This is a genomic window from Methylobacterium brachiatum, assembly GCF_020523825.1.
Lineage (GTDB): Bacteria > Pseudomonadota > Alphaproteobacteria > Rhizobiales > Beijerinckiaceae > Methylobacterium > Methylobacterium brachiatum.
Genome location: NZ_JAJALK010000002.1, coordinates 502,889 through 523,656 on the forward strand (window position 1 = coordinate 502,889; position 20,768 = coordinate 523,656).

General features: G+C 68.1%; 19 protein-coding genes and 1 pseudogene. 13 read left to right on the top strand and 7 right to left on the bottom strand.

Annotated elements, in window-relative coordinates; all coding sequences use genetic code 11:
* The first annotated feature begins 5 nt into the window (after window positions 1–5).
* Window positions 6–518, top strand: coding sequence for a nuclear transport factor 2-like protein (locus LGR69_RS06075; protein WP_230365471.1), 513 nt, complete (start codon window positions 6–8; stop codon window positions 516–518).
* Between the two features lie 15 nt (window positions 519–533).
* Here LGR69_RS06075 and LGR69_RS06080 read toward each other — a convergent pair whose 3' ends face one another.
* The 3 genes from LGR69_RS06080 to LGR69_RS06090 are packed head-to-tail and all read right to left on the bottom strand — an operon-like array spanning window position 534 to window position 3,760.
* A complete protein-coding gene (locus LGR69_RS06080) occupies window positions 534–1,574 on the bottom strand; it encodes an aldose epimerase family protein (RefSeq protein ID WP_230365472.1) in 1,041 nt (346 codons plus the stop codon).
* Window positions 1,575–1,588: 14 nt separating this feature from the next.
* A complete protein-coding gene (locus LGR69_RS06085) occupies window positions 1,589–2,866 on the bottom strand; it encodes a thermonuclease family protein (protein WP_230365473.1) in 1,278 nt (425 codons plus the stop codon).
* Window positions 2,867–2,908: 42 nt separating this feature from the next.
* Window positions 2,909–3,760: a hypothetical protein gene (locus tag LGR69_RS06090; RefSeq protein WP_230365474.1), complete on the bottom strand. Its 852-nt coding sequence runs from the start codon at window positions 3,758–3,760 to the stop codon at window positions 2,909–2,911.
* Window positions 3,761–4,051: 291 nt separating this feature from the next.
* Here LGR69_RS06090 and LGR69_RS06095 point away from each other — a divergent pair, with 291 nt between their 5' ends.
* Genes LGR69_RS06095 through LGR69_RS06105 form a run of 3 tightly spaced genes read left to right on the top strand, consistent with a single transcriptional unit; the run spans window position 4,052 to window position 6,563 of the window.
* A complete protein-coding gene (locus tag LGR69_RS06095; RefSeq protein ID WP_122161814.1) occupies window positions 4,052–5,005 on the top strand; it encodes a lipid kinase in 954 nt (317 codons plus the stop codon).
* Window positions 5,002–5,751, top strand: a complete 750-nt coding sequence (locus LGR69_RS06100; RefSeq protein ID WP_122161813.1) for a TerC family protein — start codon at window positions 5,002–5,004, stop codon at window positions 5,749–5,751. The genes LGR69_RS06095 and LGR69_RS06100 overlap by 4 nt, the downstream gene beginning before the upstream one ends.
* A 29-nt stretch (window positions 5,752–5,780) precedes the next feature.
* On the top strand, window positions 5,781–6,563 hold the full coding sequence (locus LGR69_RS06105) for an ABC transporter substrate-binding protein (protein WP_230365475.1): 783 nt from the start codon (window positions 5,781–5,783) through the stop codon (window positions 6,561–6,563).
* A 181-nt stretch (window positions 6,564–6,744) separates the two neighbouring features.
* On the opposite strand, the gene leuS is transcribed toward LGR69_RS06105, so the two are convergent.
* A complete protein-coding gene (gene leuS / locus LGR69_RS06110) occupies window positions 6,745–9,327 on the bottom strand; it encodes a leucine--tRNA ligase (RefSeq protein WP_230365476.1) in 2,583 nt (860 codons plus the stop codon).
* Between the two features lie 422 nt (window positions 9,328–9,749).
* Here leuS and LGR69_RS06115 point away from each other — a divergent pair, with 422 nt between their 5' ends.
* The 3 genes from LGR69_RS06115 to LGR69_RS32005 all read left to right on the top strand — a co-directional run bounded on the left by LGR69_RS06115 (window position 9,750) and on the right by LGR69_RS32005 (window position 11,249).
* Window positions 9,750–10,457 (top strand): YggS family pyridoxal phosphate-dependent enzyme, encoded by a 708-nt coding sequence (locus tag LGR69_RS06115; protein WP_230365580.1) that lies wholly within the window; start codon window positions 9,750–9,752, stop codon window positions 10,455–10,457.
* Between the two features lie 109 nt (window positions 10,458–10,566).
* Window positions 10,567–10,965, top strand: a complete 399-nt coding sequence (locus LGR69_RS06120; protein ID WP_230365477.1) for a type II toxin-antitoxin system RelE/ParE family toxin — start codon at window positions 10,567–10,569, stop codon at window positions 10,963–10,965.
* Window positions 10,962–11,249, top strand: a complete 288-nt coding sequence (locus LGR69_RS32005; protein WP_230365478.1) for a helix-turn-helix domain-containing protein — start codon at window positions 10,962–10,964, stop codon at window positions 11,247–11,249. The genes LGR69_RS06120 and LGR69_RS32005 overlap by 4 nt, the downstream gene beginning before the upstream one ends.
* A 9-nt stretch (window positions 11,250–11,258) precedes the next feature.
* Here LGR69_RS32005 and LGR69_RS06130 read toward each other — a convergent pair whose 3' ends face one another.
* Entirely contained in the window at window positions 11,259–11,756 is a 498-nt protein-coding gene (locus tag LGR69_RS06130; RefSeq protein ID WP_091863600.1) for a L,D-transpeptidase family protein, read from the bottom strand.
* 448 nt (window positions 11,757–12,204) lie between these two features.
* On the opposite strand from LGR69_RS06130, the gene LGR69_RS06135 reads away from it, so the two are divergent.
* The 4 genes from LGR69_RS06135 (at window position 12,205) to LGR69_RS06150 (ending at window position 15,293) form a co-directional block, all read left to right on the top strand.
* A complete protein-coding gene (locus LGR69_RS06135) occupies window positions 12,205–12,891 on the top strand; it encodes a response regulator transcription factor (RefSeq protein ID WP_007563457.1) in 687 nt (228 codons plus the stop codon).
* Window positions 12,892–13,014: 123 nt separating this feature from the next.
* Window positions 13,015–13,464, top strand: coding sequence for a cyclic nucleotide-binding domain-containing protein (locus LGR69_RS06140; protein ID WP_091863490.1), 450 nt, complete (start codon window positions 13,015–13,017; stop codon window positions 13,462–13,464).
* A 97-nt stretch (window positions 13,465–13,561) separates the two neighbouring features.
* Window positions 13,562–14,407: a 2,3,4,5-tetrahydropyridine-2,6-dicarboxylate N-succinyltransferase gene (gene dapD, locus LGR69_RS06145; RefSeq protein ID WP_050734628.1), complete on the top strand. Its 846-nt coding sequence runs from the start codon at window positions 13,562–13,564 to the stop codon at window positions 14,405–14,407.
* 25 nt (window positions 14,408–14,432) lie between these two features.
* Window positions 14,433–15,293, top strand: a complete 861-nt coding sequence (locus tag LGR69_RS06150) for an alpha/beta fold hydrolase (RefSeq protein ID WP_230365479.1) — start codon at window positions 14,433–14,435, stop codon at window positions 15,291–15,293.
* Window positions 15,294–15,513: 220 nt separating this feature from the next.
* Here LGR69_RS06150 and LGR69_RS06155 read toward each other — a convergent pair whose 3' ends face one another.
* Together LGR69_RS06155 and LGR69_RS06160 are read right to left on the bottom strand one after the other, a co-directional pair.
* A complete protein-coding gene (locus LGR69_RS06155) occupies window positions 15,514–16,428 on the bottom strand; it encodes a hypothetical protein (protein WP_230365480.1) in 915 nt (304 codons plus the stop codon).
* A 473-nt stretch (window positions 16,429–16,901) separates the two neighbouring features.
* Window positions 16,902–17,191, bottom strand: a pseudogene (locus LGR69_RS06160) (transposase family protein); the annotation flags it as partial.
* A gap of 298 nt (window positions 17,192–17,489) precedes the next feature.
* Here LGR69_RS06160 and LGR69_RS06165 point away from each other — a divergent pair.
* Complete coding sequence (locus tag LGR69_RS06165) at window positions 17,490–18,359, top strand: acid phosphatase (RefSeq protein WP_122162921.1); 870 nt, start codon at window positions 17,490–17,492, stop codon at window positions 18,357–18,359.
* A gap of 131 nt (window positions 18,360–18,490) precedes the next feature.
* The gene (locus LGR69_RS06170) at window positions 18,491–20,722 is read left to right on the top strand and encodes a TonB-dependent siderophore receptor (RefSeq protein ID WP_230365481.1); all 2,232 of its coding nucleotides are present in this window, start codon (window positions 18,491–18,493) and stop codon (window positions 20,720–20,722) included.
* Window positions 20,723–20,768 lie beyond the last annotated feature (46 nt).

The window sequence follows — 20,768 nt, forward strand, 5'->3', positions numbered from 1 at the left end:
GCGGCGTGGATGCTTCGACACGCATCGAAGCATCCGGCCTCAAGCCGCCTTTAGGATTCCGGTCATCGCTACCGATCCGAGGCCGCCATGACCGATACCACCGAGGCCGACATCCGCCACATCTACGAACGCTGGCACGCGACGGTGCGGGGCCGCGACATCGACGGTCTGACGGCACTCTATACGAGGACGCCGTCCTGGAGAGCCCGCTGGTCTTCGCCGAGTCGGGCGGCGGCGCCTCCGGGATCCTGAGGGGCAAGGCGGCGATCCGGCGCTTCTTCGATGCCTCGCTGCGCAAGCCCGGGAGCGTACTCGGCCGCTGGTACCGCACCGGCACTTTCTTCTCTGACGGCCGACAGCTCGTCTGGGAATATCCCCGCGCCACGCCGGAGGGCGATCAGGTCGATCTGGTCGAGGTGATGGATCTCGCGGCCGGGCTCATCGCCCACCACCGGGTCTATTGGGGCTGGGTCGGGTTCCGGGCGCTGGCACCGGGCCTGAACGGACCGGTCGGGTGATCGGTCGCCCTCGGCTCACGCCACCGAGAACCGGAATGTCGTGACCGCCCGGAACACCTCCCCCGGCCGCAGGACCGCGGAGGGGAAGCCCGGCTGGTTCGGGGCGTCCGGAAACCCTTGCGTCTCGAAGCAGACGCCGTCGCCGGAGCGGTAGATCCGGCCGGAGGGGCCGATCAGCGTACCGTCCAGGTTGTTGCCGGTGTAGAGCTGCAGGGCCGGCTGGGTGGTCGCCACGTCGAGCCGCCGGCCGCTGGCGGGATCGATGCAGGTCGCGGCCGGGCGCAGGGTGCCGGCGGGGCCGCGCAGCACGAAGGTGTGGTCGTAGCCCTTGGCGAAGGCCAGTTGCGGATCGCCGACCCGGATGCGCTCGCCCAGCGCGTGCGGGGTGCGGAAATCGAACGGGGTGCCGGCCAATGCCCGGATGTCGCCGGTGGGGACCTGCGTCGCGTCGGTGGGGGTGAACGCGTCGGCCTCGAGCTGGACCACGTGGTCGAGGACGCTGCCGGCCCCCTCCCCGGCGAGGTTGAAGTAGCTGTGATTGGTGAGGTTCAGGACCGTCGGCAGGTCGGTCACGGCCTCGTAAGCGATGCGCAGCACCCTGTCCTCGGGCAGGCTGTAGCGCACGCGGACGTCGAGATTGCCGGGAAAGCCCTCCTCGCCGTCGGGGGAGCGGCGGGCCAGGCTCAGGCTCGTGCCGTCGGCCGCCTCCACGCGCCAGAGATGGTTTCCGAAATTCCGGTCGCCGCCATGCAGGGTGTTGGGGCCCTCGTTCACCGGCAGCCGGTAGGTGTGGCCGTCGAGGCTGAAACGCCCGCCCGCGATGCGGTTGGCGTAGCGCCCGACCACGGCGCCGAAGCTCGGGCTCACCGTCTCGTAGCCCGCCAGCGTGTCGAGCCCGAGCACGACGTTGGCGCTGCGGCCGGCGCGGTCAGGCACCTCGATCGCCGTGATCACCGCGCCGAAATCGATGACGTGGACGCGCAAGGCTCCCCGGGCCAGCACGTGCCGGGTGACCGGCTGCCCGTCCGCGGTGACGCCGAAAAGGTCGCCCGGCATGCCGCGATCCCCGCTCAGCGCTTCCAGACGCCGAGCCGCTCGCTGCGCGCGTGGTCCTCGGCCGCCACGAGTTCCGGGCTCGCCTCCGGGGAGGCCCGGCCGCCGCCGTTGAACAGCACGACCTCGGACAGGTCGCGCCCGTTCACCAGGCAATTCATGGTCTCGCTGCCCGGTGCCGGCTGGCAGGTGACCGTGCGTCCGCCGATGTAGCGGGCCAGCTCGTCCGCCTGGCCGCCCCGCACCCACTCGACACCGAACAGATGCACGACTTTGCCGCCGACCTTCAGGGTCGCTGTGTCGATCACCTGGGCCGGGCCGGTGATGGCGTTCGCCGCGGGCGGCGGCGTGTCGGGCTCGGGCTCGCCGCCGGTCTCGGGCGGCGGCGTCACCGTGTCGGCGGCCGCGGGGGGGGATCCGGCCTGGGACGCCGTCTGCGGGGGATTCGTCGGCGCATTGGACGCCTGGGGCGGCGTCGGCTGGGTCGTCGGGGTGCTCGCGGAATCGGGCCGCGGGGGTTCTGGCTCGCGACCGGCCAGGACCAGCCCCGCCGCGACCACCGCCACCAACGCGGCCGTGCTCGCGCCCACGAGCCAGCGGCGATGCCGACGGCCGCTCTCATCCCCGATGCCGGTGCCGAAGCCGAGCCGATCGCGCAGCCGGGGCAGGCCGTCGCGCAACGTTTCGCCGAGCCGGCCCGGCCCCTCGTTCCACGCCGCGACCGGGTCCGAACCGCGCTCGGGCGCGGCGCTCTCCTCGGCGACGGGGTGGCCGAACCGCGTCCGCAAGCCCGTCCGCAGGCTCGCGAACCGGCCGGCCGCGTTCTGCGCCAGCACCCGCCCCTGCACCGAGGAGCGCTCGGCGAGCGAGCGGGCACGCTCGGATTGGGTCTCGACGAAGCGGGCCGTGGCCGCCTTCATCTCGTAGGCGCCGGTCAGGATCGGCGAATCCTTGGCCTCTTCCGCGACCGGTACGGGGGCCGGCTCGGGTTCCGCCGGCAGGAACAGGGCCGGGTGCCGCGCCTGAAGCTCGGCCACGAAATCCGCGAGCGTCATCGGCTCCGAGGTGCCCGGGCGCAGGCGTGGCACGCCGTGGCGGTCGAGCACCCGGTAGCCGTACGCCCCGGGCACGATCGCAGCCTCGGCCATGAGTTCGAGGGTCCGCACGGAGACCGGGCGCGGCCGCGCTCGGGCGATCGCCGTCCGGATCGCCTCGCGGAGGGCGGCGCGCTCCGGATCGTCGAGCGCCGGACGCGCCGGCGCCGCTTCCTGTTCCGCCACGGTTGAAGACGTCATAAACCCGATCCCGGCATCACCGTGCGCCGCACGGATGCCGCTTTACGCTTTGCCGGGCGAAGGGGCCAGGGTGCCGGCCTGGACGCTCCGGCGCAGGACCCGCCCGCTCTCGCCGACGATCACCGGGCGCGCCCCCGCGAAGCTCACCTCCAGGACCAGCTCGGCCGCCCCGGTGGAGATGGCGCCGCGATCCGGATTCGCGGTGCGGAAATCCACGATCGTGCGGATCGTGCAGGTCTCGGAATCGCAGGCGGTGCGGATCGACCGCGGCTCGTAGCGCCGCTCGGGCCAGCGCTGGACGAAGCTGCGCTTCTCGGCCACGAGGCCGGCCAGGGTGATCGGATGGCCGTAGAACCGTACCCGGCTCCCGTAGAAATGCGGCGCCGCGTCGACCATGGTCTCGCCTGAGCTCGAGACGGTGGCGAGGTAGTTCGCCGCGAGCGCCCGCGCGATGGCGGCCCGCTCGGCGGACGCCGCCGAGACCGGCGCCGGGGCGATGGCGGCCGGCGTGTCGGCGAGCCGGCGGGGATGCGCCGCATGGCGCCGCAGGGGCTCGCGGCTGGCCGGGCGTTCCAGCGCGGCCGCCCGTCTCGGGGCGGCGGCCCGGGTCGAAGCGGCCTTGGGTAGGGCGTCATCCGCGGGCTCGGGCTTGGCCGCCTGCCTGACCGGCTTCCGGTCCTGAGCCGGCGGCTTGGCCTGTTCCTGAGACGCGGCCTTCGTCGGCTCCTTGGCCGGGGTGGCCGGCGCGGAAGCCGCGGTACGTGCCGGCGGATCGACCCAGGAACTGGCAGACGTCGCCCCCTGCTGCTGGGCCGCGGCACCGCCGATGAGGGCCAGGGGCAGGATCACGCCGAGCGCGAGCGCACGGGCAGGGGTCGGAATGGTGGCGGACATCGGTGCCTTCCTGGCGGCCGGGGCGGACGTGATGAGAACGCGCCCGCATGCCGAAGCGGTTCCACGGGTGTTCCGGGCGCGCCCACGACTCTGCCGATCCGCAGGGCCAGCACCAGACGGGGATTGCGTGGATGACGGGGTTGCGCTCGCTCGTTTTGCCACCAAGTCGGGGACAATCTTGGCTGTCGCCCGTTCTAGGTTCTCCTCGGGCCATTCCGCCGCCCAGCACATCGAGGTTCCCGTGGCCCCACCCGAGACCGAGGCGACCTCAGACCTGCATCGGAGTCCCCGGTGAGCGCGGGGCAGCGTCGGGCGCTGCTGATCTGCAACGCGAAGGCCCGCAACGGCGGCCTCGACCTCGACGAGGTGCGCAGCATCCTGCGCGCCGGCGGGATCGAGCCGGTGGAGCCGCCGCCGGATGCCGATTGCCGGGACGAGATCCGGGCCCGCGCCAAGGACGTCGATCTCGTGATCCTCGGCGGCGGCGACGGCACCATGAACATGGCCGCGCCGGCCCTGGTGGAGAGCGGGCTGCCGCTCGCTATCCTGCCGCTGGGCACCGCCAACGATCTCGCCCGGTCCCTCGGCCTGCCGCTGGATCCGCTGGCGGCGGCCCGGTTCATCCCGACCGCCCAGCCGCGGCCGGTCGATCTCGGCTGGGTCAACGGCCACTATTATTTCAACGTCGCCAGCATCGGCTTCTCGGCCGAGCTCGCCGGCGAGCTCACGGCCGAATCGAAGAAGACCTGGGGGGTGTTCGGCTACGCGGTCGCGGCCATCCGGGTCTTGCGCCGGGTGCGGCCCTTCACCGTGACGATCGAGCATGACGGCACGACCGAGAAGGTGACCACCATCCAGGTCTCGGTCGGCAACGGCCGGCACTACGGCGGCGGCATGACCGTGGAGGAAGCCGCCACGGTCGATGACGGCAAGCTCGATTTCTACAGCCTCGAAGTCGCCCATTGGTGGCGGCTGATCGCGCTCCTGCCGGCCCTGCGCCGGGGCACCCAGGGACGCGCGGCGGACGTGCGCGCCTTCCAGACGCGGGAGATCAAGATCTCGACGCGCAGGCCCCGGCCGGTGAACACCGACGGCGAGCTGACCACGCACACGCCCGCCCATTTCAAGGTCGTCCCGAAGATCCTCCAGGTCTTCGCCCCCGACCCGGCGAGCCGCCCCGGCCCGTTCCACTTGACTGCCCTCGGCAGCCGCCTCTTCCCGACCAGCGAGACGCCCGAGCCGTGACCGACCTGATTCAGCTTGCCACGCAGCCGGCCGTCTGGGTCGCGCTCGCGACCCTCGTGGTGATGGAGGTCGTGCTCGGCGTCGACAATCTGATCTTCATCTCGATCCTGACCAACAAGCTGCCCGCCGATCAGCAGACCCGGGCGCGTCGGATCGGGATCGGGCTGGCCCTGATCCTGCGGCTCGGGCTGCTGGGAACGGTCGCGTTCATCGTGCACCTGACCGAGCCGGTCTTCTCGGTGCTGGGCCAGGACTTCTCCTGGCGCGACCTGATCCTGATCGGCGGCGGCCTGTTCCTGCTTTGGAAGGCCACCAAGGAGATCCACCACAGCGTCGATCCCGATGAGACCGGCGAGAAGACGGTCGGCGGCACGATCGGGTTCGGCGCGGCCATCGGCCAGATCCTGCTCCTCGATCTCGTGTTCTCGATCGACTCGATCATCACCGCGGTCGGCATGACCGAGCATGTGCCGGTGATGATGGTGGCTGTTGTCGTGGCGGTGATCGTGATGCTGGTAGCGGCCGAGCCGCTCTCGGCCTTCATCGCCCGCAACCCGACCGTGGTGATGCTGGCGCTGGGCTTCCTGATCATGATCGGCATGACGCTGATCGCCGAAGGGTTCGGCGCCCACGTGCCGAAGGGCTACATCTACACCGCCATGGCGTTCTCGGCCGGGGTCGAGGGCCTGAACATGCTGGCCCGCGGGCGTCGGCGGGCGGCGGGCGGAGGCCGGAACCAGGCCTGACCACGCGCCCGGAGAGGACGGGATCGACCATGCGGATCGCCGCGGCCCTGTGCGCCCTGCTCGTCTCCGCCCCGGCCCATGCGGAGCCCCGGATGACGCCCTCCCCCGCGACCCTGCACGACCTCGCCCCCACCGGCACGCTGCGGGCGGCGATCAATCTCGGAAATCCGGTGCTGGCCCAAGCCGGACCGGACGGCCCTACGGGCGTGTCGGTCGATCTCGCCCGGGCGCTGGCGCGGAAACTCGGCGTGCCGGTGGCCTTCGTGACGTTCCCCGGGGCGGGCGCGGTCTCGGGCTCGGCCGGATCCGGAACCTGGGACATCGGCTTCCTAGCGATCGACCCGAAGCGCGCCGAGGGCATCGCCTTCACGGCGCCCTACGTGCTGATTGCCGGCAGCTACCTCGTGCCGGCCGCCTCGCCGATCTCCAGCATGGAGGCCGTCGATCGCGACGGGATCCGCGTCTCGGTGGGGCGCGGCAGCGCCTACGACCTGTTCCTGACCCGCGCGCTGCGCCACGCCACCCTGGTGCGGGCGCCGACCTCGGCGGAGGCGATCACGGCCTTCGCCCGGGACGGCCTCGAGGTCGTCGCCGGGGTCCAGCAGCCGCTTGCCGCCCACGCGTCCACCCACAAGGCGGTGCGGCTGCTGCCGGGGCATTTCATGGCGATTCCGCAGGCGATGGGCCTGCCGGTCGGACGGGATGCGGGCGCGGCCTATCTGGCCGAATTCCTCGCGTGGGCGAAGGCAGACGGACTCGTCGCGCGGAGCTTGGAGGCCAACGGGCAGGATCCCGGGCTGGCGGCGCCGTAGGGATGAGGTTACGGCAAGTCCAATCCACCACCTCATCCTGAGGCGCGAGCGCAGCGAGCCTCGAAGGAGCCCTCCCGCCGGCCGCGCGATTCCTGGAGGCCTCCTTCGAGGCCTCCGCTTCGCTACGGCACCTCAGGATGAGGGGGTGCGCGGGATAGACAGGCCAATTCCCGGCCAATCATCACACCACCAAATTCACGATCCGCCCCGGCACCACGATCACCTTGCGCGGCGGCTTGCCCTCCAGGATCTTCTGGACCGTCTCCAGGGCTAGGGTGGCGGCTTCCACCGCCTTGGCGTCGGCGTCGCGCGGCACGGTCACGTCCGCCCGCTTCTTGCCGTTGATCTGGACCGGCAGGGTGACCTCGTCCTCGACCAGGAGGCCGGCTTCGGCCTCGGGCCACAGGGCCTGGGCGGCCAGGCCGGGCCGGCCGAGCACCGTCCAGCATTCCTCGGCGAGGTGCGGCATCATCGGGGCGATGAGCTGCACCAGGATCCCCGCCGCCTCCGTCGCCGCCGCGCGCGAGACCGGCCCGCGCAGCCCGTCCTCGAGGGCGTTGGCCAGGGTGTAGATATGGGCCACGCAGCGGTTGAAGCGCAGCCGCTCGATATCGTCCTGCACGGCGGCGAGGGCCCGGTGGGCGGCCTTGCGCAGGGTGAGGTCGGCCGCGCCGACACCGGTCGCCACCTGGGCGGCGTTGACCAGGCGCCAAACCTTCTGGACGAACCGGGCGGCGCCCTGCACGCCCTCCTCGCTCCAGATCACGTCGCGCTCGGGCGGCGAATCCGAGAGCACGAACCAGCGCGCGGTGTCGGCCCCGTAGCTCGCGATGATGTCGTCCGGGTCGACCACGTTCTTCTTGGACTTCGACATCTTCTCGATGGAGCCGATCGCGATCGGCGCCTGAGTTTTCACGTGAAACGCGCGGCGCTCGCCCTCCTCGGTGGAGAAGCGGATCTCGGCCGGAGGCACCCAGGCGCCGGTCGCGTCCTTGTAGGTCTCGTGGACGACCATGCCCTGCGTGAACAGGCCGGCGAAGGGCTCGGAGACGCCGGCCCAGCCGGTCTCGCGCATCGCCCGCATGAAGAACCGGGCGTAGAGCAGGTGCAGGATCGCGTGCTCGATGCCGCCGATATACTGGTCCACCGGCAGCCAGCGGTCGACAACCGCGCGGTCGGTGGGGGCGTCGGTCAGCCAGGGCGCGGTGAAGCGGGCATAGTACCAGGACGAATCGACGAACGTGTCCATCGTGTCGGTCTCGCGCCGGGCCGGCCCGCCGCATTGCGGGCACGGCACGTTGCGCCAGGCCTGGTCGCGCTCCAGCGGATTGCCGGGCTGGTCGAAGGACACCTCCTCGGGCAGTTGCACCGGCAGGTCAGAGACCGGCACCGGGACCGGGCCGCAGCTCTCGCAATGGATGATCGGGATCGGGCAGCCCCAGTAGCGCTGGCGCGAGACGCCCCAGTCGCGCAGGCGGAACTGGACCTTGCGCTTGGCAACCCCCTCGGCTTCCAGGCGCTGCGCCACGGCCTCGAAGGCCTCCGCGGTGGTCATGCCGTTGAGGAAGCGCGAATTGATCATCCGCCCGTCCTCGACATAGGCGGTGGTGGTGATCAGGAAGGCTTCCGGATCCTGGCCCTCGGGGCACACCACCGGGACGTTGCCGAGCCCGTACTTGTTGGAAAAGTCGAGGTCGCGCTGGTCGTGCGCCGGGCAGCCGAACACCGCGCCGGTGCCGTATTCCATCAGCACGAAATTCGCGACGTAGACCGGCAGCGTCCAGGCCGGGTCGAGGGGGTGGCGCACCGTGAGGCCGGTATCGAAGCCGAGTTTTTCCGCGGTGTCGATCGCCGCCTGGGCCGTGCCCGTGCGCCGGCATTCCTCGATGAAGGCCTGGAGATCCGGGTTATGCGCGGCGACCGTGGCGGCCAACGGATGGTCGGCGGCGATCGCCAGGAACCGGGCGCCGAACAGGGTGTCGGGCCGGGTGGTGTAGACCGTCACGGATTCGGCCGCACCCGCCGACGGCTGGGCGAGGACGAACCGGACCTCCAGACCCTCGGACCGGCCGATCCAGTTCTTCTGCATCAGCCGGACCTTTTCCGGCCAGCGGTCCAGACCGTCGAGGGCCGTGAGCAGGTCCTCGGCGAAGTCGGTGATCTTGAAGAACCACTGGGTCAGCTCGCGCTGCTCGACCAGGGCGCCGGAGCGCCAGCCGCGCCCGTCGATCACCTGCTCGTTGGCCAGCACCGTGTGATCGACCGGATCCCAGTTCACCTTGGCGGTGCGCCGGGTCACCAGACCCTTGTCCAGGAAATCGAGGAACATGCGCTGCTGGTGCTTGTAATAGTCGGGATCGCAGGTCGCGATCTCCCGGCTCCAGTCGAGCGACAGGCCCATGGCCTTCAGCTGGTCGCGCATCGACGCGATGTTGGCGTAGGTCCAGTCCCGCGGGTTGACCTTGCGCTCCATGGCGGCGTTCTCGGCCGGCAGACCGAACGCGTCCCAGCCCATCGGGTGGAGCACGTTGAAGCCCCGGGCACGCTTGTAGCGGGCGACCACGTCGCCCATCGCGTAGTTGCGCACATGGCCCATATGGATCCGTCCCGACGGGTACGGGAACATCTCCAGGACGTAGTATTTCGGGCGCCCGTCGGCGTTGTCGGTCTCGAACAGCTTCTGCTCGGCCCAGGCGGCCTGCCAGCGCGGCTCGGCATCCTTGGCGTTGTAGCGCTCGACGGCGGAGGGGGCGGTGCTGGTCATGGGTCCGGCTGGGTCAGGGGCTCGGCGGCTGATCGGGGCCAGCCGCGGCACGTTGCGGCCCAGTAGCATATCTGCGCCGGAGCCGGTCAACGGATGCAAGGAGCCGGGCTTGCGCGCGACGCACGACAGCTTAGGTCGGCGGACAACATACACGGTACACGAGAGGGCCCGCACCAGGTCGGTCCCACCCATCCCCCTCATCCTGAGGCGGCGGAGCGAAGCGGAGACCTCGAAGGAGGTTTCCAGCCAGCCGCGCGATCTCTGGAGGGCTCCTTCGAGGCCCAGCGATCTTCGATCGCTGGGCACCTCAGAATGAGGGGGTGGGTGGGATCGCCCTTCTCCTGGGACGGGCCCGGCAGCGACAGGACAAGCCCATGACGGACGACGCGATCACCGCCCCGAACGCCCCCCCGACGGACGGGATGGGCCAGCCGACCGCCAAGCCGCCGGTCGGCGAGGCCGATGTCGCCGCCGGGCTCGCCGAGGTCCGGGCCGCCATCGCGCAGGCGGCCGAGGATTCGGACCGCGACCCGGCGACGATTCAGCTCGTGGCGGTCTCCAAGACCGTGCCGGCGGCGGGCATCGTCCCGGCCCTGGAAGCGGGGCACCGGGTGTTCGGGGAGAACTACGTCCAGGAATCCACCGCGAAATGGCCGGCGCTGCGCGCCCGCTATCCGGATGTCGAGCTGCACCTCGTCGGGCCGCTGCAATCCAACAAGGCCCGCGAGGCGGTGGCCCTGTTCGACGTGATCCACTCCCTCGACCGGCTATCGCTGGCGGCCGCGCTCGCCAAGGAGATCGACCGCGCGGGCCGGGTCCCGAAGCTGCTGATCCAGGTCAATACCGGTGCGGAGCCGCAGAAGGGCGGGGTCCTGCCGGACCAGCTCGCCACCCTGCTGGCCGAATGCCGCGACACCCACGGCCTGGCGATCCAGGGCCTGATGTGCATCCCGCCCGCCGAGGATCCACCCTCGGCCCATTTCGCCCTGCTCGCCCGGCTGGCGCGCGAGCACAACCTGCCGATCCTCTCCATGGGCATGAGCGCCGATTTCCCGGCAGCGATCCAGCAGGGCGCCACCCATGTCCGGGTCGGGACGGCCATCTTCGGGGCTCGGGCCCGGAAGGCGTGAGGGCGACCTGATCTGAGGCGGTCGGCGGTCGACGTGCTGAACGGGCTATCAAATGTCGTGATCCGTGATATGCTTTTTCACGCATATATCGAGTCTCGGTCGCGGACTCATGGTCCTAGGCAAGAAGCCGCTTCGGGGCACAACATCGCGCATAGCGAATGCTCCTCACGAAGCTTGGTCGGTTTCATTTCTCGACGAGACTGTCGTTGCTGAAGTCGACGCCTGGCCGATCAAGCTTCGTGCTGCATTGGACCGGATCGTTGCGCGAATTGAGACGCGGGGCCTGCTGAGCCTCACCGAGGAGCATGCGAAACACATTCGGGGTCGGATCTGGGAATTGAGAGCTCGGACTGATGGCACCATCGGCCGTGCCCTCTACGTCACGGTGACTGGCAGGCGTGTGATCATCGTTCTCTGCGCGATCAAGAAAACACAGGCTACGCCGAAGCGATGGATCGATCTCGCCGAGGCTCGGGCCCGGAACATCGACACAGGAGAAACGGGGTGACGATTCCCTTCAAGACCGTCCGGGAACGCTGGCATGCGGATCCCGCCTATCGTGAGGCGCACGCAGCGATCGGACCCGAGATGGATCTCGGCTTCTCCATGGCGGAGGCACGGGCACGAGCCAAGCTGACCCAGGAAGAGGTCGCCCGGCGGATGCAGACATCCCAGGGGCAGATCGCCCGATGGGAGCGCGGACAGGTTATGCCATCGACCGCCTCGCTGCGCCGCTACGCCGAGGCCGTCGGTGCCCGCCTCCGGATTCAGCTCGAGGTCACGGAGGCCTAACGGCCCTCGTCACCCGATCCGCAGGTGTGTGCGCGGGCCGAGGCGCTTGAGCAGCCGCAGCAGGTCCGCCCGGGCGAGCGCCACGCAGCCCTCGGTGGGGCGGTAGCCGTCCCGGGCGATGTGCAGGAAGATCGCCGAGCCCCGCCCCTTCCGGATCGGGGCGCGGTTGTAGTCGAGGTCGATCACCACGTCGTAGAGCCCGTCGTCCCGCCACATCGACTCGGCGCTGACGCCCGGGGCCGGCAGGCGGATCGGCCGGTTGTAGCGGCGGTCCCGGCTTTCGTCGCACCAGCCGTCATCCGGGCGGGTCGCCCGCAGGGGTAACGCCGTCGGCGGCCGCAGGCCCAGATGATCCGGCCGGTAGGCGCCACCCCGCAGGCGGAAGCGTCCGCGCGGCGAGCCGCCGTCGCCCTCGCGCTTGTCGCAGACGATGCCGCCCGCCCCGAGGGCGCAGGGGATCACGGCCGGGCCGACCAGGAGTTGCCCCCGGCGGCGGTCGCCGACCATCGCCCGGACCCGGATCTCGCTCAAGGTCACGCGAACGGGTCCGGGCCGCTCACGCCGATGTCCACGCACCAAAGCCCCCTCCCCTGCCGGCGACACGCGCCCCGTCCGGCCCGCGCTGCCGCGGGTCTGGGACGGATCGGTGGGCGTTATGCCCGGTATCCAATACCGAAACCGCGAAAAATTGCGCGCAAGGCAATTTCCGGCCACAAACGCAGCCCTATCCTTGCCGTGGAACCCAGGCCGTCGAAGCCGGGATTCGGGAGCGAACCAGCCCACCGCCCTGCGACGGGGGGACCGAACGCCCTCGGATTCCGGAGCGCCGGCCCCGTTTCCCTGGAGCCAGCCGTGTTGTCACACGATGGGCGGCGTGCTCCAGATCCTTGTCATCGCACGCTGTTTCCGGACCTCGAATCGTCCGGTCCCGCAGCGTGTTCCAGGGCCCCGGACGATGTCGAATGTCTATCGCCTGCTGATCTGTGACGACGACGCGATCCTGCGCGACACGCTCACCGAGCAGCTCGATCTCTGCGAAGAATTCACCGTGGTCACCGAGGCCAATGCGGCGGATGCGGTCCGGCGGGTCGGGGCCGAGCGCATCGACCTGGCGGTGATGGATGTCGGCCTGCCCGATCTCGACGGGCGCGAGGCCGTGCGCCGGATGCGCGCCGGCGGCTTCCGCGGCCCGGTGATCATGCTCACCGCGCAGGATTCCGAGGCGGACCACGTCGAGGGCCTCGAGGCCGGCGCCAACGACTACGTCACCAAGCCGTTCAAGTTCGGCATCCTGCTCGCCCGGATCCGCGCGCATCTGCGCAGTCACGAGGCCTCCGAGGACGCGGTGTTCCAGATCGGCCCCTACACGTTCCGGCCCGGCGCCAAGCTGCTGGTCGGCGAGCGCGGCTCGAAGCTCAAGCTCACCGAGAAGGAGACCGCGATCCTGCGCTTCCTGTACCGGGCCGGCCGGGCCGTGGTGAACCGCGACACGCTGCTCGCCGAGGTCTGGGGCTACAACGCCCACGTCACCACGCACACGCTGGAGACGCACATCTACCGGCTGCGCCAGAAGATCGAGCCGAACCCCGCCACCGCGGCGATCCTCGTCACCGAGGGCGGCGGCTACAAGCTGCTGCCCTGATCGGCGCGCGTCAGGGCGAGACCCCGGAGCCGGGCCCGATTGCCACGCGATCGGAAACCGCTTTAGGGATTTGCGTGTAGGCGAGACCGAGGCTCGTTTGCGCGCAGGTGGTGGGGCGGTTCTTTGGGGCTCGACGACGACATCGCGATCCTCGCAGACGCGCCGCTGTTCGGCTTCCTCGACCGGGACGCCCTGCGCCTGCTGACCTTCGCGGCCGAGCGGCGCGAGCTGGCCGACGGCGACCTGCTGTTCGCCCGCGGCGACCCGGCCGATGGCGGCTTCGTGGTGATGTCGGGCACGATCCGGCTGGCGCCCCGGGTCCCGGATGCCGAGCCGGTGCGGGCCGGGCGCTCGGCGCTGATCGGGCAGCTCGCCTTGTTCGTGCGCGGGACCCGCCCGACCGAGGCCCGGGCCGAGGGCGCCGCCGAAGTCATGCGGATCACCCCCACGCTGATGCGCCGCGTGCTGGAGGAATTCCCCGCGGCCGCGCAATCCGTCTACGACACGCTGGCGATCGACTTGGTCGACCTGGTCGCCGATCTCGACCGGGTGCGGGTGCTGCTGGAGGATTGAGCGGGGTGGATTGCGGCTGCCCCGGGTGACAGCCCCGGTGCCCGCTTGTAAGCACGGGCTTCCGCAGAATGTCCCTCCGCAAGAGCAGCGTGCGCCCATGTCCACCTCCGACCTCGCCAAGACCATCGAGACGGCCTGGGAGGAGCGCGCCGGCATCTCGACATCCACGCAGGGCGCCGTGCGCGAGGCGGTCGAGGAGGCGCTGAACCTGCTCGATTCCGGCAAGGCCCGGGTCGCCGAGAAGAGCGGCAATCAGGATTGGGTCGTCAATCAGTGGCTGAAGAAGGCGGTTCTGCTGTCCTTCCGCCTCAACGACATGGCGGCGATCGAGGGCGGCCCCGGCGGCGCGCCCTGGTGGGACAAGGTCGCCTCCAAATTCGCCGGCTGGGGCGAGGCCGAGTTCCGCGCCGCGGGCCTGCGCGCCGTCCCGGGCTGCTTCGTGCGCCGCGGCTCCTACATTGCCCCGGGCGCCGTGCTGATGCCGAGCTTCGTCAATCTCGGCGCCCATGTCGGCGAGGGCACGATGGTCGACACCTGGGTGACGATCGGCTCCTGCGCGCAGGTGGGGAAGAACTGCCACATCTCCGGCGGCGCCGGCATCGCGGGCGTGCTCGAGCCGCTCCAGGCCAACCCGGTGATCATCGAGGACGATTGCTTCATCGGCGCCCGCGCCGAGGTTGCCGAGGGCGTGATCGTCGGCCAGGGCAGCGTGCTGTCCATGGGCGTCTATATCGGCGCCTCGACCAAGATCGTCGATCGCACCACCGGCGAGGTGATGTATGGCCGCGTGCCGCCCTACTCCGTGGTGGTGTCGGGCACGATGCCCGGCAAGGCGCTGCCGGACGGCACCCCGGGCCCGGGCCTGTACTGCGCGGTGATCGTCAAGCGCGTCGATGCCGGCACCCGCTCCAAGACCGCCATCAACGAGCTGCTGCGCACCTGATTCTTCGGGACTCGAGGACGGTCCGGTGGAAACGACGCGCAAGAACCTGGACCTGATCGTGGCGGGCCGGCCCGTGCCGACTCCCTGCGACGTGATCGGCACGGGGCGGGACGCGCTGCTGCTGCCGGCCCTGTCCACGATCTCGGATCGGGCCGAGATGCGCGACCTCGCCCACGCCCTCGGCTCGGCGTACCGCTGCCTGGTGCCCGACTGGCCGGGCTTCGGCGCCCGGCCGCGGACCCGCCTGCCGCTGGAGCCGGGCACCCTGCACGCCTTCCTGGACGCGCTGCTCGCCGCCGCCCCCGGCCCCTACGCGATCGGGATCGCGGCGGGTCATGCCGCCGGCTACCTGGTCGCCGCGGCGCGACGACACCCGAAAGCCTTCGAGCGCCTGGTGCTGGTGGCGCCGACCTGGCGCGGGCCGCTGCCCACAGCGATGCCGAGCCGGGCGCACTGGTTCCTGCGGATCCGCCGGGCCGTGGAGGCGCCGGTGCTCGGCGATGCGCTCTACCGGCTCAACATCAGCCCGCCGATCATCGGCCGGATGATGCGCGCCCATGTCTACGCCGATCCGGCCCACGTCACCCCGGCCCTGGTCCGGGCCAAGCACGCGGTCACCCGCCAGCGCAACGGCCGGTTCGGCACCGCCGCCTTCGTCACGGGCGGCCTCGACCCCGTGGGCGACCGCACCGCCTTCCTGGACCTGTTCGGCGACGGCCTGCCGCCGACCCTGGTGCTGCGCCCCGAGAAGGCCCCGCGCCGCTCCGGCGCCGAGATGGACGCGCTGATCGCCCACGGCCGGGTCACGGGCGTCCCGATCCCCGGGGCACTCAGCCCGCACGAGGAGTTCCCCAGCGCGGTAGCGGCCGCGATCCAGGCAATGTGACCTTCGTGAGCGTAGGCAAACAAGAAATCCATTGGCGGCATCAACAGATCTGGCTCAGAAGGTTGGATGGGATGCGACCGTCCGCCGATAGCCGGGAGAGCTGCCAGACCTGTGCAGTTTGAGCGTCTCATAAAATGCTTGATCACCGCACCCTCTGCACAAGACAGCGCGGAGGGTGATGTTTGTGAAACTCTTTGGATCGGCGTGAAATCAAATATTCCTATCCTGATGATTTACTCGCTTCCAACCCCGACGCAGGATCCCACTTGATTAGTGGTTTCATCGCGATATTTCTTTCATCGACTTCGTAAATCCCATCATAACTTACGCCGCTAAATTTTAATCCATTTTTGAAGAAAAATAGATGCGAGATTAGCTCCAGCAGAAACGTAAACGGCTTTTCATTTCGATACGTATTCGTCAGTCGAACGTAGTGCGCAGGGTTATTAATAAGATTCCATTTAGTATCTAAGAATCTTCGTATGAATGGCAAATAAAAATTGACATATTCAACCAAATGATCTCTCGAATGGAATCCAATGTAATTGCAAAAAAAGTCTGAGAAATATTTATATTGATCAATGTATCTCACACCATAAAATCCATCGATATATGCTATACCCTCATCCTTGATCCCGAGATACCCTACCAATTTATAGTAAGATAGGTCTTGAAAATTGGCTGGCCGATCGTAGGACGGCAGATATCCCCACCCATATTGTTCAAGCGATTCGAACGCTTCGGTCAACACACGTGAAAAATCAGCCGTGAGCATCGCGTTCTTTTCGAAAAAGCGCGATGATACCATGTAGAATGGATAAGTTGCGAAAGGTTTTTCCAGTTCTATAAGTAAAAATGACCATTCTGCGATCATCCTCGATCCAATTCCGGTTATACTCGGATTGATTAGCCTTTCCTCGACATGAAAATGATTGAATTCATCTGGCGCACCGGCCGCATCTACAAAATAGAATTTTGCGTTGATATCTGCTTCAAAGAATCTTGTATCGATCGGCCTTGATCGATCAACATGATTGAATTTATAAGCGGTTATCACATACAATGACCCAGGCTTTGAAATATTCACATCATTTTTCATCATAACTGCCCCGGCGTACGCAAGTGCTCCATTCACGCAACCTAGAAAATATCGATGTTTTAATTTTGGATCAAGTCAGGTGGCAATAAATTAGAATCAAACCCAGTTTAATAATTGTAAAAAATATAGCTATTAAATAATTCCCCCAAATAGCGCTCAAAAAAATAAAGAATCGAACGAATACGACTTGGCGCCCCGTATCGAGACGAGAACACTTTTCGAGGCTTTGAGGCGAGCGCGTTGTGCTGCCTTATCATTAGCAGCAAACCGAATTTTGGCCGGAGCGCGGAGGGAGGCCTTGCCCTATGAGCAACGCGGATGGCGACACTTCGAAGCGTGCGTGCTCTAACGATGCCTGACAAGACCGTCTGATCCGCCTCGGATTCATGAGGTCGCGGCGCGGATGGTTAAGGCCTGGATGCAGTCTGGCATCATAGGCTTCGTCGCTGCGTCGCTCGTGTGCATGGTATTGCGGCGGCCCGCTACGCAAGGCCGGTATGGCATCGGAGGGCGCTGTCCCAGCTCGCTCGCGTCCAGTCGATCTCACCGGTCGCCTGCAGGCGCTCCAGCCGTATCTGACGCAGACGGGCTACACGCCGGCGCTGGCCCATCGCGCAGGCGCAGCCCATCGCAGCTAGTCGCATCTCCCATGGAACGCCCGAGCGCGGGCCGAACAGGATGCCCGTCTGCGTAGCTTCGTTCTCGATTGGCCGCCGACCGCCGTTGGGACGGGGGCGGGTTGCGACAGACGCGCTGCAATCTGGGTCCGACGATCATCGGGCAGAAGCGCACGGGGCATAACCATCAACGCTTACCGCGCGATCCATCCCCCTTCTGCTGAACGCCCTGAGTGCAGGCCAGTGACAAGCCGGCCACCATTCGCAAACCAGCGGGTCAGAGATTTCTTGACGACGATCTTTGCGGGCCATCAGCTGCCCATAGTATCCGCGGTATAAAGTCGGCGATCCGTGATCAATTTTGGCGACATCGCGGCTGGACAGCGCACTGCACCTGTGCGCGGACTGAACCGTCCGGCCGAGCCGTTCGTTTGTCTGCGGGAGCGGCCCGCCTCCTTGCTCGACACCGCCACGGATCCGATGCTGCGCACCCTGTCCCTGCCGGCCCTCGCCGTCCTGATCGCCGCCGCGACACCTGTGCGCGCCGAGGATACGCCCTCCCCTGCCCCGTCGAACCCGCCGGCGGCGCCGTCCGTGGGCGCCGAAACGCTCAAGCCCGGCAAGCCGGCGGTGAAGCCCTATCTGGCCGACACGGCCGTTCCCGACGCCCTCCAGATCCTGCCGCCGCCGCCGGCCCACGATGCCCCCCTCGACAAGGCCGACCGGGCGGCCTTCAACGGCACCCGCGCCCTGAAGGGCAGCGCCCGCTGGGAGATCGCCGCCAACGACGTGTCGGAGGGCGCGACCGCAGTCCTCGACAATTTCGCCTGCGTGCTCGGCACCCGGCTCGACCAGACCCGGGTGCCGGCAGTGCTCAACCTCCTCGAGCGCGCCCGGCTCGACCTCGCGCGCGCGACCCGCGGGCCGAAGGTCCATTACCGCCGGCTGCGCCCCTTCGTGGGGAACGAGGCGCCGATCTGCGTCCAGCGGACCCAGGCGCTGACCGACAGCTTCAGCTACCCGTCCGGCCACGCGACCCAGGGCTGGGCCTACGCGCTGATCCTGGCCTCCCTGGTGCCCGAGAAGGCGACCCCGATCCTGGCTCGCGGCCGGGCCTATGGTGAGAGCCGGGTCGTGTGCGGGGTGCACTGGCTCAGCGACGTGGCGGCCGGGCGGATCACCGGCTCCTCGGTCCTCGCCACGCTGATGGGCGATCCGGGCTTCCGGGCCGACCTGGAGAAGGCCCGCACCGAGTTGCGCGGCGCCCTGTCCGGCGGCGGCACGGCACCCGACCAGGCCACCTGCACCCGCGAAGCGGAGGCCCTGCGCGAGCCGCCGCTGGAGTTCTGAATGCGAATAACTTCAGATTTTAACAGCTCTAAGTGTGTGATTTGCAACACATTTTTGGGTTGATCAACGACGCGTGAACGATGAATCCTGAGAGCGAAGCGCCGTCAAACAGCGCATCTCAGGGTTTGTCCATGTCCATGCGTACCGGCCGCCTCGGGCTGCTCCTCACCTCCACGGCTCTGGCCACCGCTGCCATCGCACCGCACGCCGCCGCGCAGGGCGCCAACGTGCAGCTCAACGAGATCTCGGTGGAGGCCGCCCGCCCGGCTTCCGCGCCGGCGGCCGGAGCCGGCTTCGGCGGAGCGAATGTCAGCGGCGGCGACGGCAACAGCGCGGCCACCAGTGGCGGGGGCGGCGGTCCGTCGGGGGTGACCGGCTATGTCGCGCGGGTGAGCCCCACCGCCACCAAGACCAACACACCGCTGATCGAGACCCCGCAATCGGTCTCCGTGGTCACGCGCGAGCAGCTCAACGATCGCAATGTGCAGGATCTGGCCCAGGCGATCGCCTACACGCCGGGTGTATCGAGCAGCGTGTTCGGCTTCGATCCGCGCTACGACGCCTTCTTCATCCGGGGCTTCAGTGCGACCTACAACGGCATTTTCCGCGACGGCCTACGCCTCAACGCCGTAGGCCTCACGATCCCGCGCAGCGAGCCCTATGGGCTGGAGGCGATCACCATCCTGCGGGGACCAGCCTCGGGGCTCTACGGTCTGGGCTCGCCCGGGGGCATCGTCGATTCGATCTCGAAGCGCCCGGTTTTCGTGCCCTTCGGCGAGGTACAGTTCCAGGCGGGCAATTACGACCGCTTCCAGGGCAATTTCGACATCGGCGGCCCGGTCGACGGCACCGATGGGACGGTGGCCTATCGCGTGACCGGCGTGAAGCGCCAGTCCAACACCTACCTGCCGGGCGGGGACGACGACCGCATCTTCATCGCCCCGTCCTTCACGTGGCGGCCGGATTCCGATACCAGCTTCACGTTCCTGAGCGAATACTTCGAATCCCGCCTGCCCGGCACGTCGTTCTTCTTCAACGATCCCGGCTTCAGGGTGACGAATTTCTACTCCGGCGACCCGGCATTCAACCAGTACAAGCAGCAGCAGTACCGCATCGGCTACGCGTTCGAGCACAAATTCTCGCCGGACCTGATCTTCCGCCAGAACTTCCGCTACTATGATGTCCGCGCCGACTACGATTACACGTCGATCACGCGTCTGAATCCCGCCCGGACCCTCGGCTCACGCAGCGCCGCCGCTTATCTGGACAGATTGAGCCAGATCTCCATCGACAACCAGCTCGAAGGCCACTTCGCCACCGGACCGATCCAGCACACCCTGATTGGCGGGGTTGATTATGCGCATTACGACTACACGCGCACCTTCGGCTCCGGTGCCGCGCCCGATCTCAACCTCCTGACGCTGAACTACGGGCAGCAGGTCATCGCCCGGCCGCGGTTTACGAACTTCCAGAGCCAAGCGCAGGACCAGGTCGGCGCCTACCTACAGGAGCAGGCCAAGTTCGGGCGCTTCGTCCTGACGCTCACCGGACGACACGACTGGGTGTTCCAGAACACCGCCGACCAAACCGCCGGTACGGTTTCCAACCAGGCTGACCGAGCCTTCTCCGGCCGGGTCGGCTTAAACTACCTGCTCACCGACTTCCTGGTGCCCTACGCCAGCTACGCGACGACGTTCACGCCCCAGGTCGGCATCGACGTGAACGGGAACCCGTTCAAGCCCGCGACCGGCGATCAGATCGAGGCCGGCGTGAAGGCGGCAATCCCCAACACCAACATCACGGGTTCCTTTGCTGGGTTCGACATCGTCCAGTCCTCGCTGCTGCGCCAGGATCCGAACAACATCGCCAACGTCGTCGCCAGCGGCTCGGTCGAATCCAAGGGATTCGAGGCCGAGTTGACGGCCAATTTCGCGCCTGGGACCAACCTAACGCTGTCCTACACCCATCTCGACTTCCGGTTCCTGCGCCAGACCTCGCTGGTCACCGGCCAGCCGATCGACGGCAATGCCCTCTCAGGCATCCCGGGCGATACGTTCACCGCCTTTGCGACCTACTTGTTCCCGCCCGCGTCGCCGCTCGCCGGTCTGCAACTCGGCGGCGGCATCCGTTATGCCAGCACGAGCTTCGCCGACGATGAGAACACGGTCCGCAACCCCACCGTTACCCTGTTCGACGCACTGATCGCCTATGACTTTGCGGCCCTCGATCCGAAGTACAAAGGTTTCCGCGCGCAGATCAACGCATCCAATATCTTCGACCGTAGCTACACAAATTGCCAGGCCGGCTTCTGCTACCGCGGCGCGCCCGCCACGGTGATCGGCAGCCTGATCTACCGCTGGTAGACGCCGGACCGGGCTGGGGCAGGGGAGCATGGCAGGTCCCCGCTCC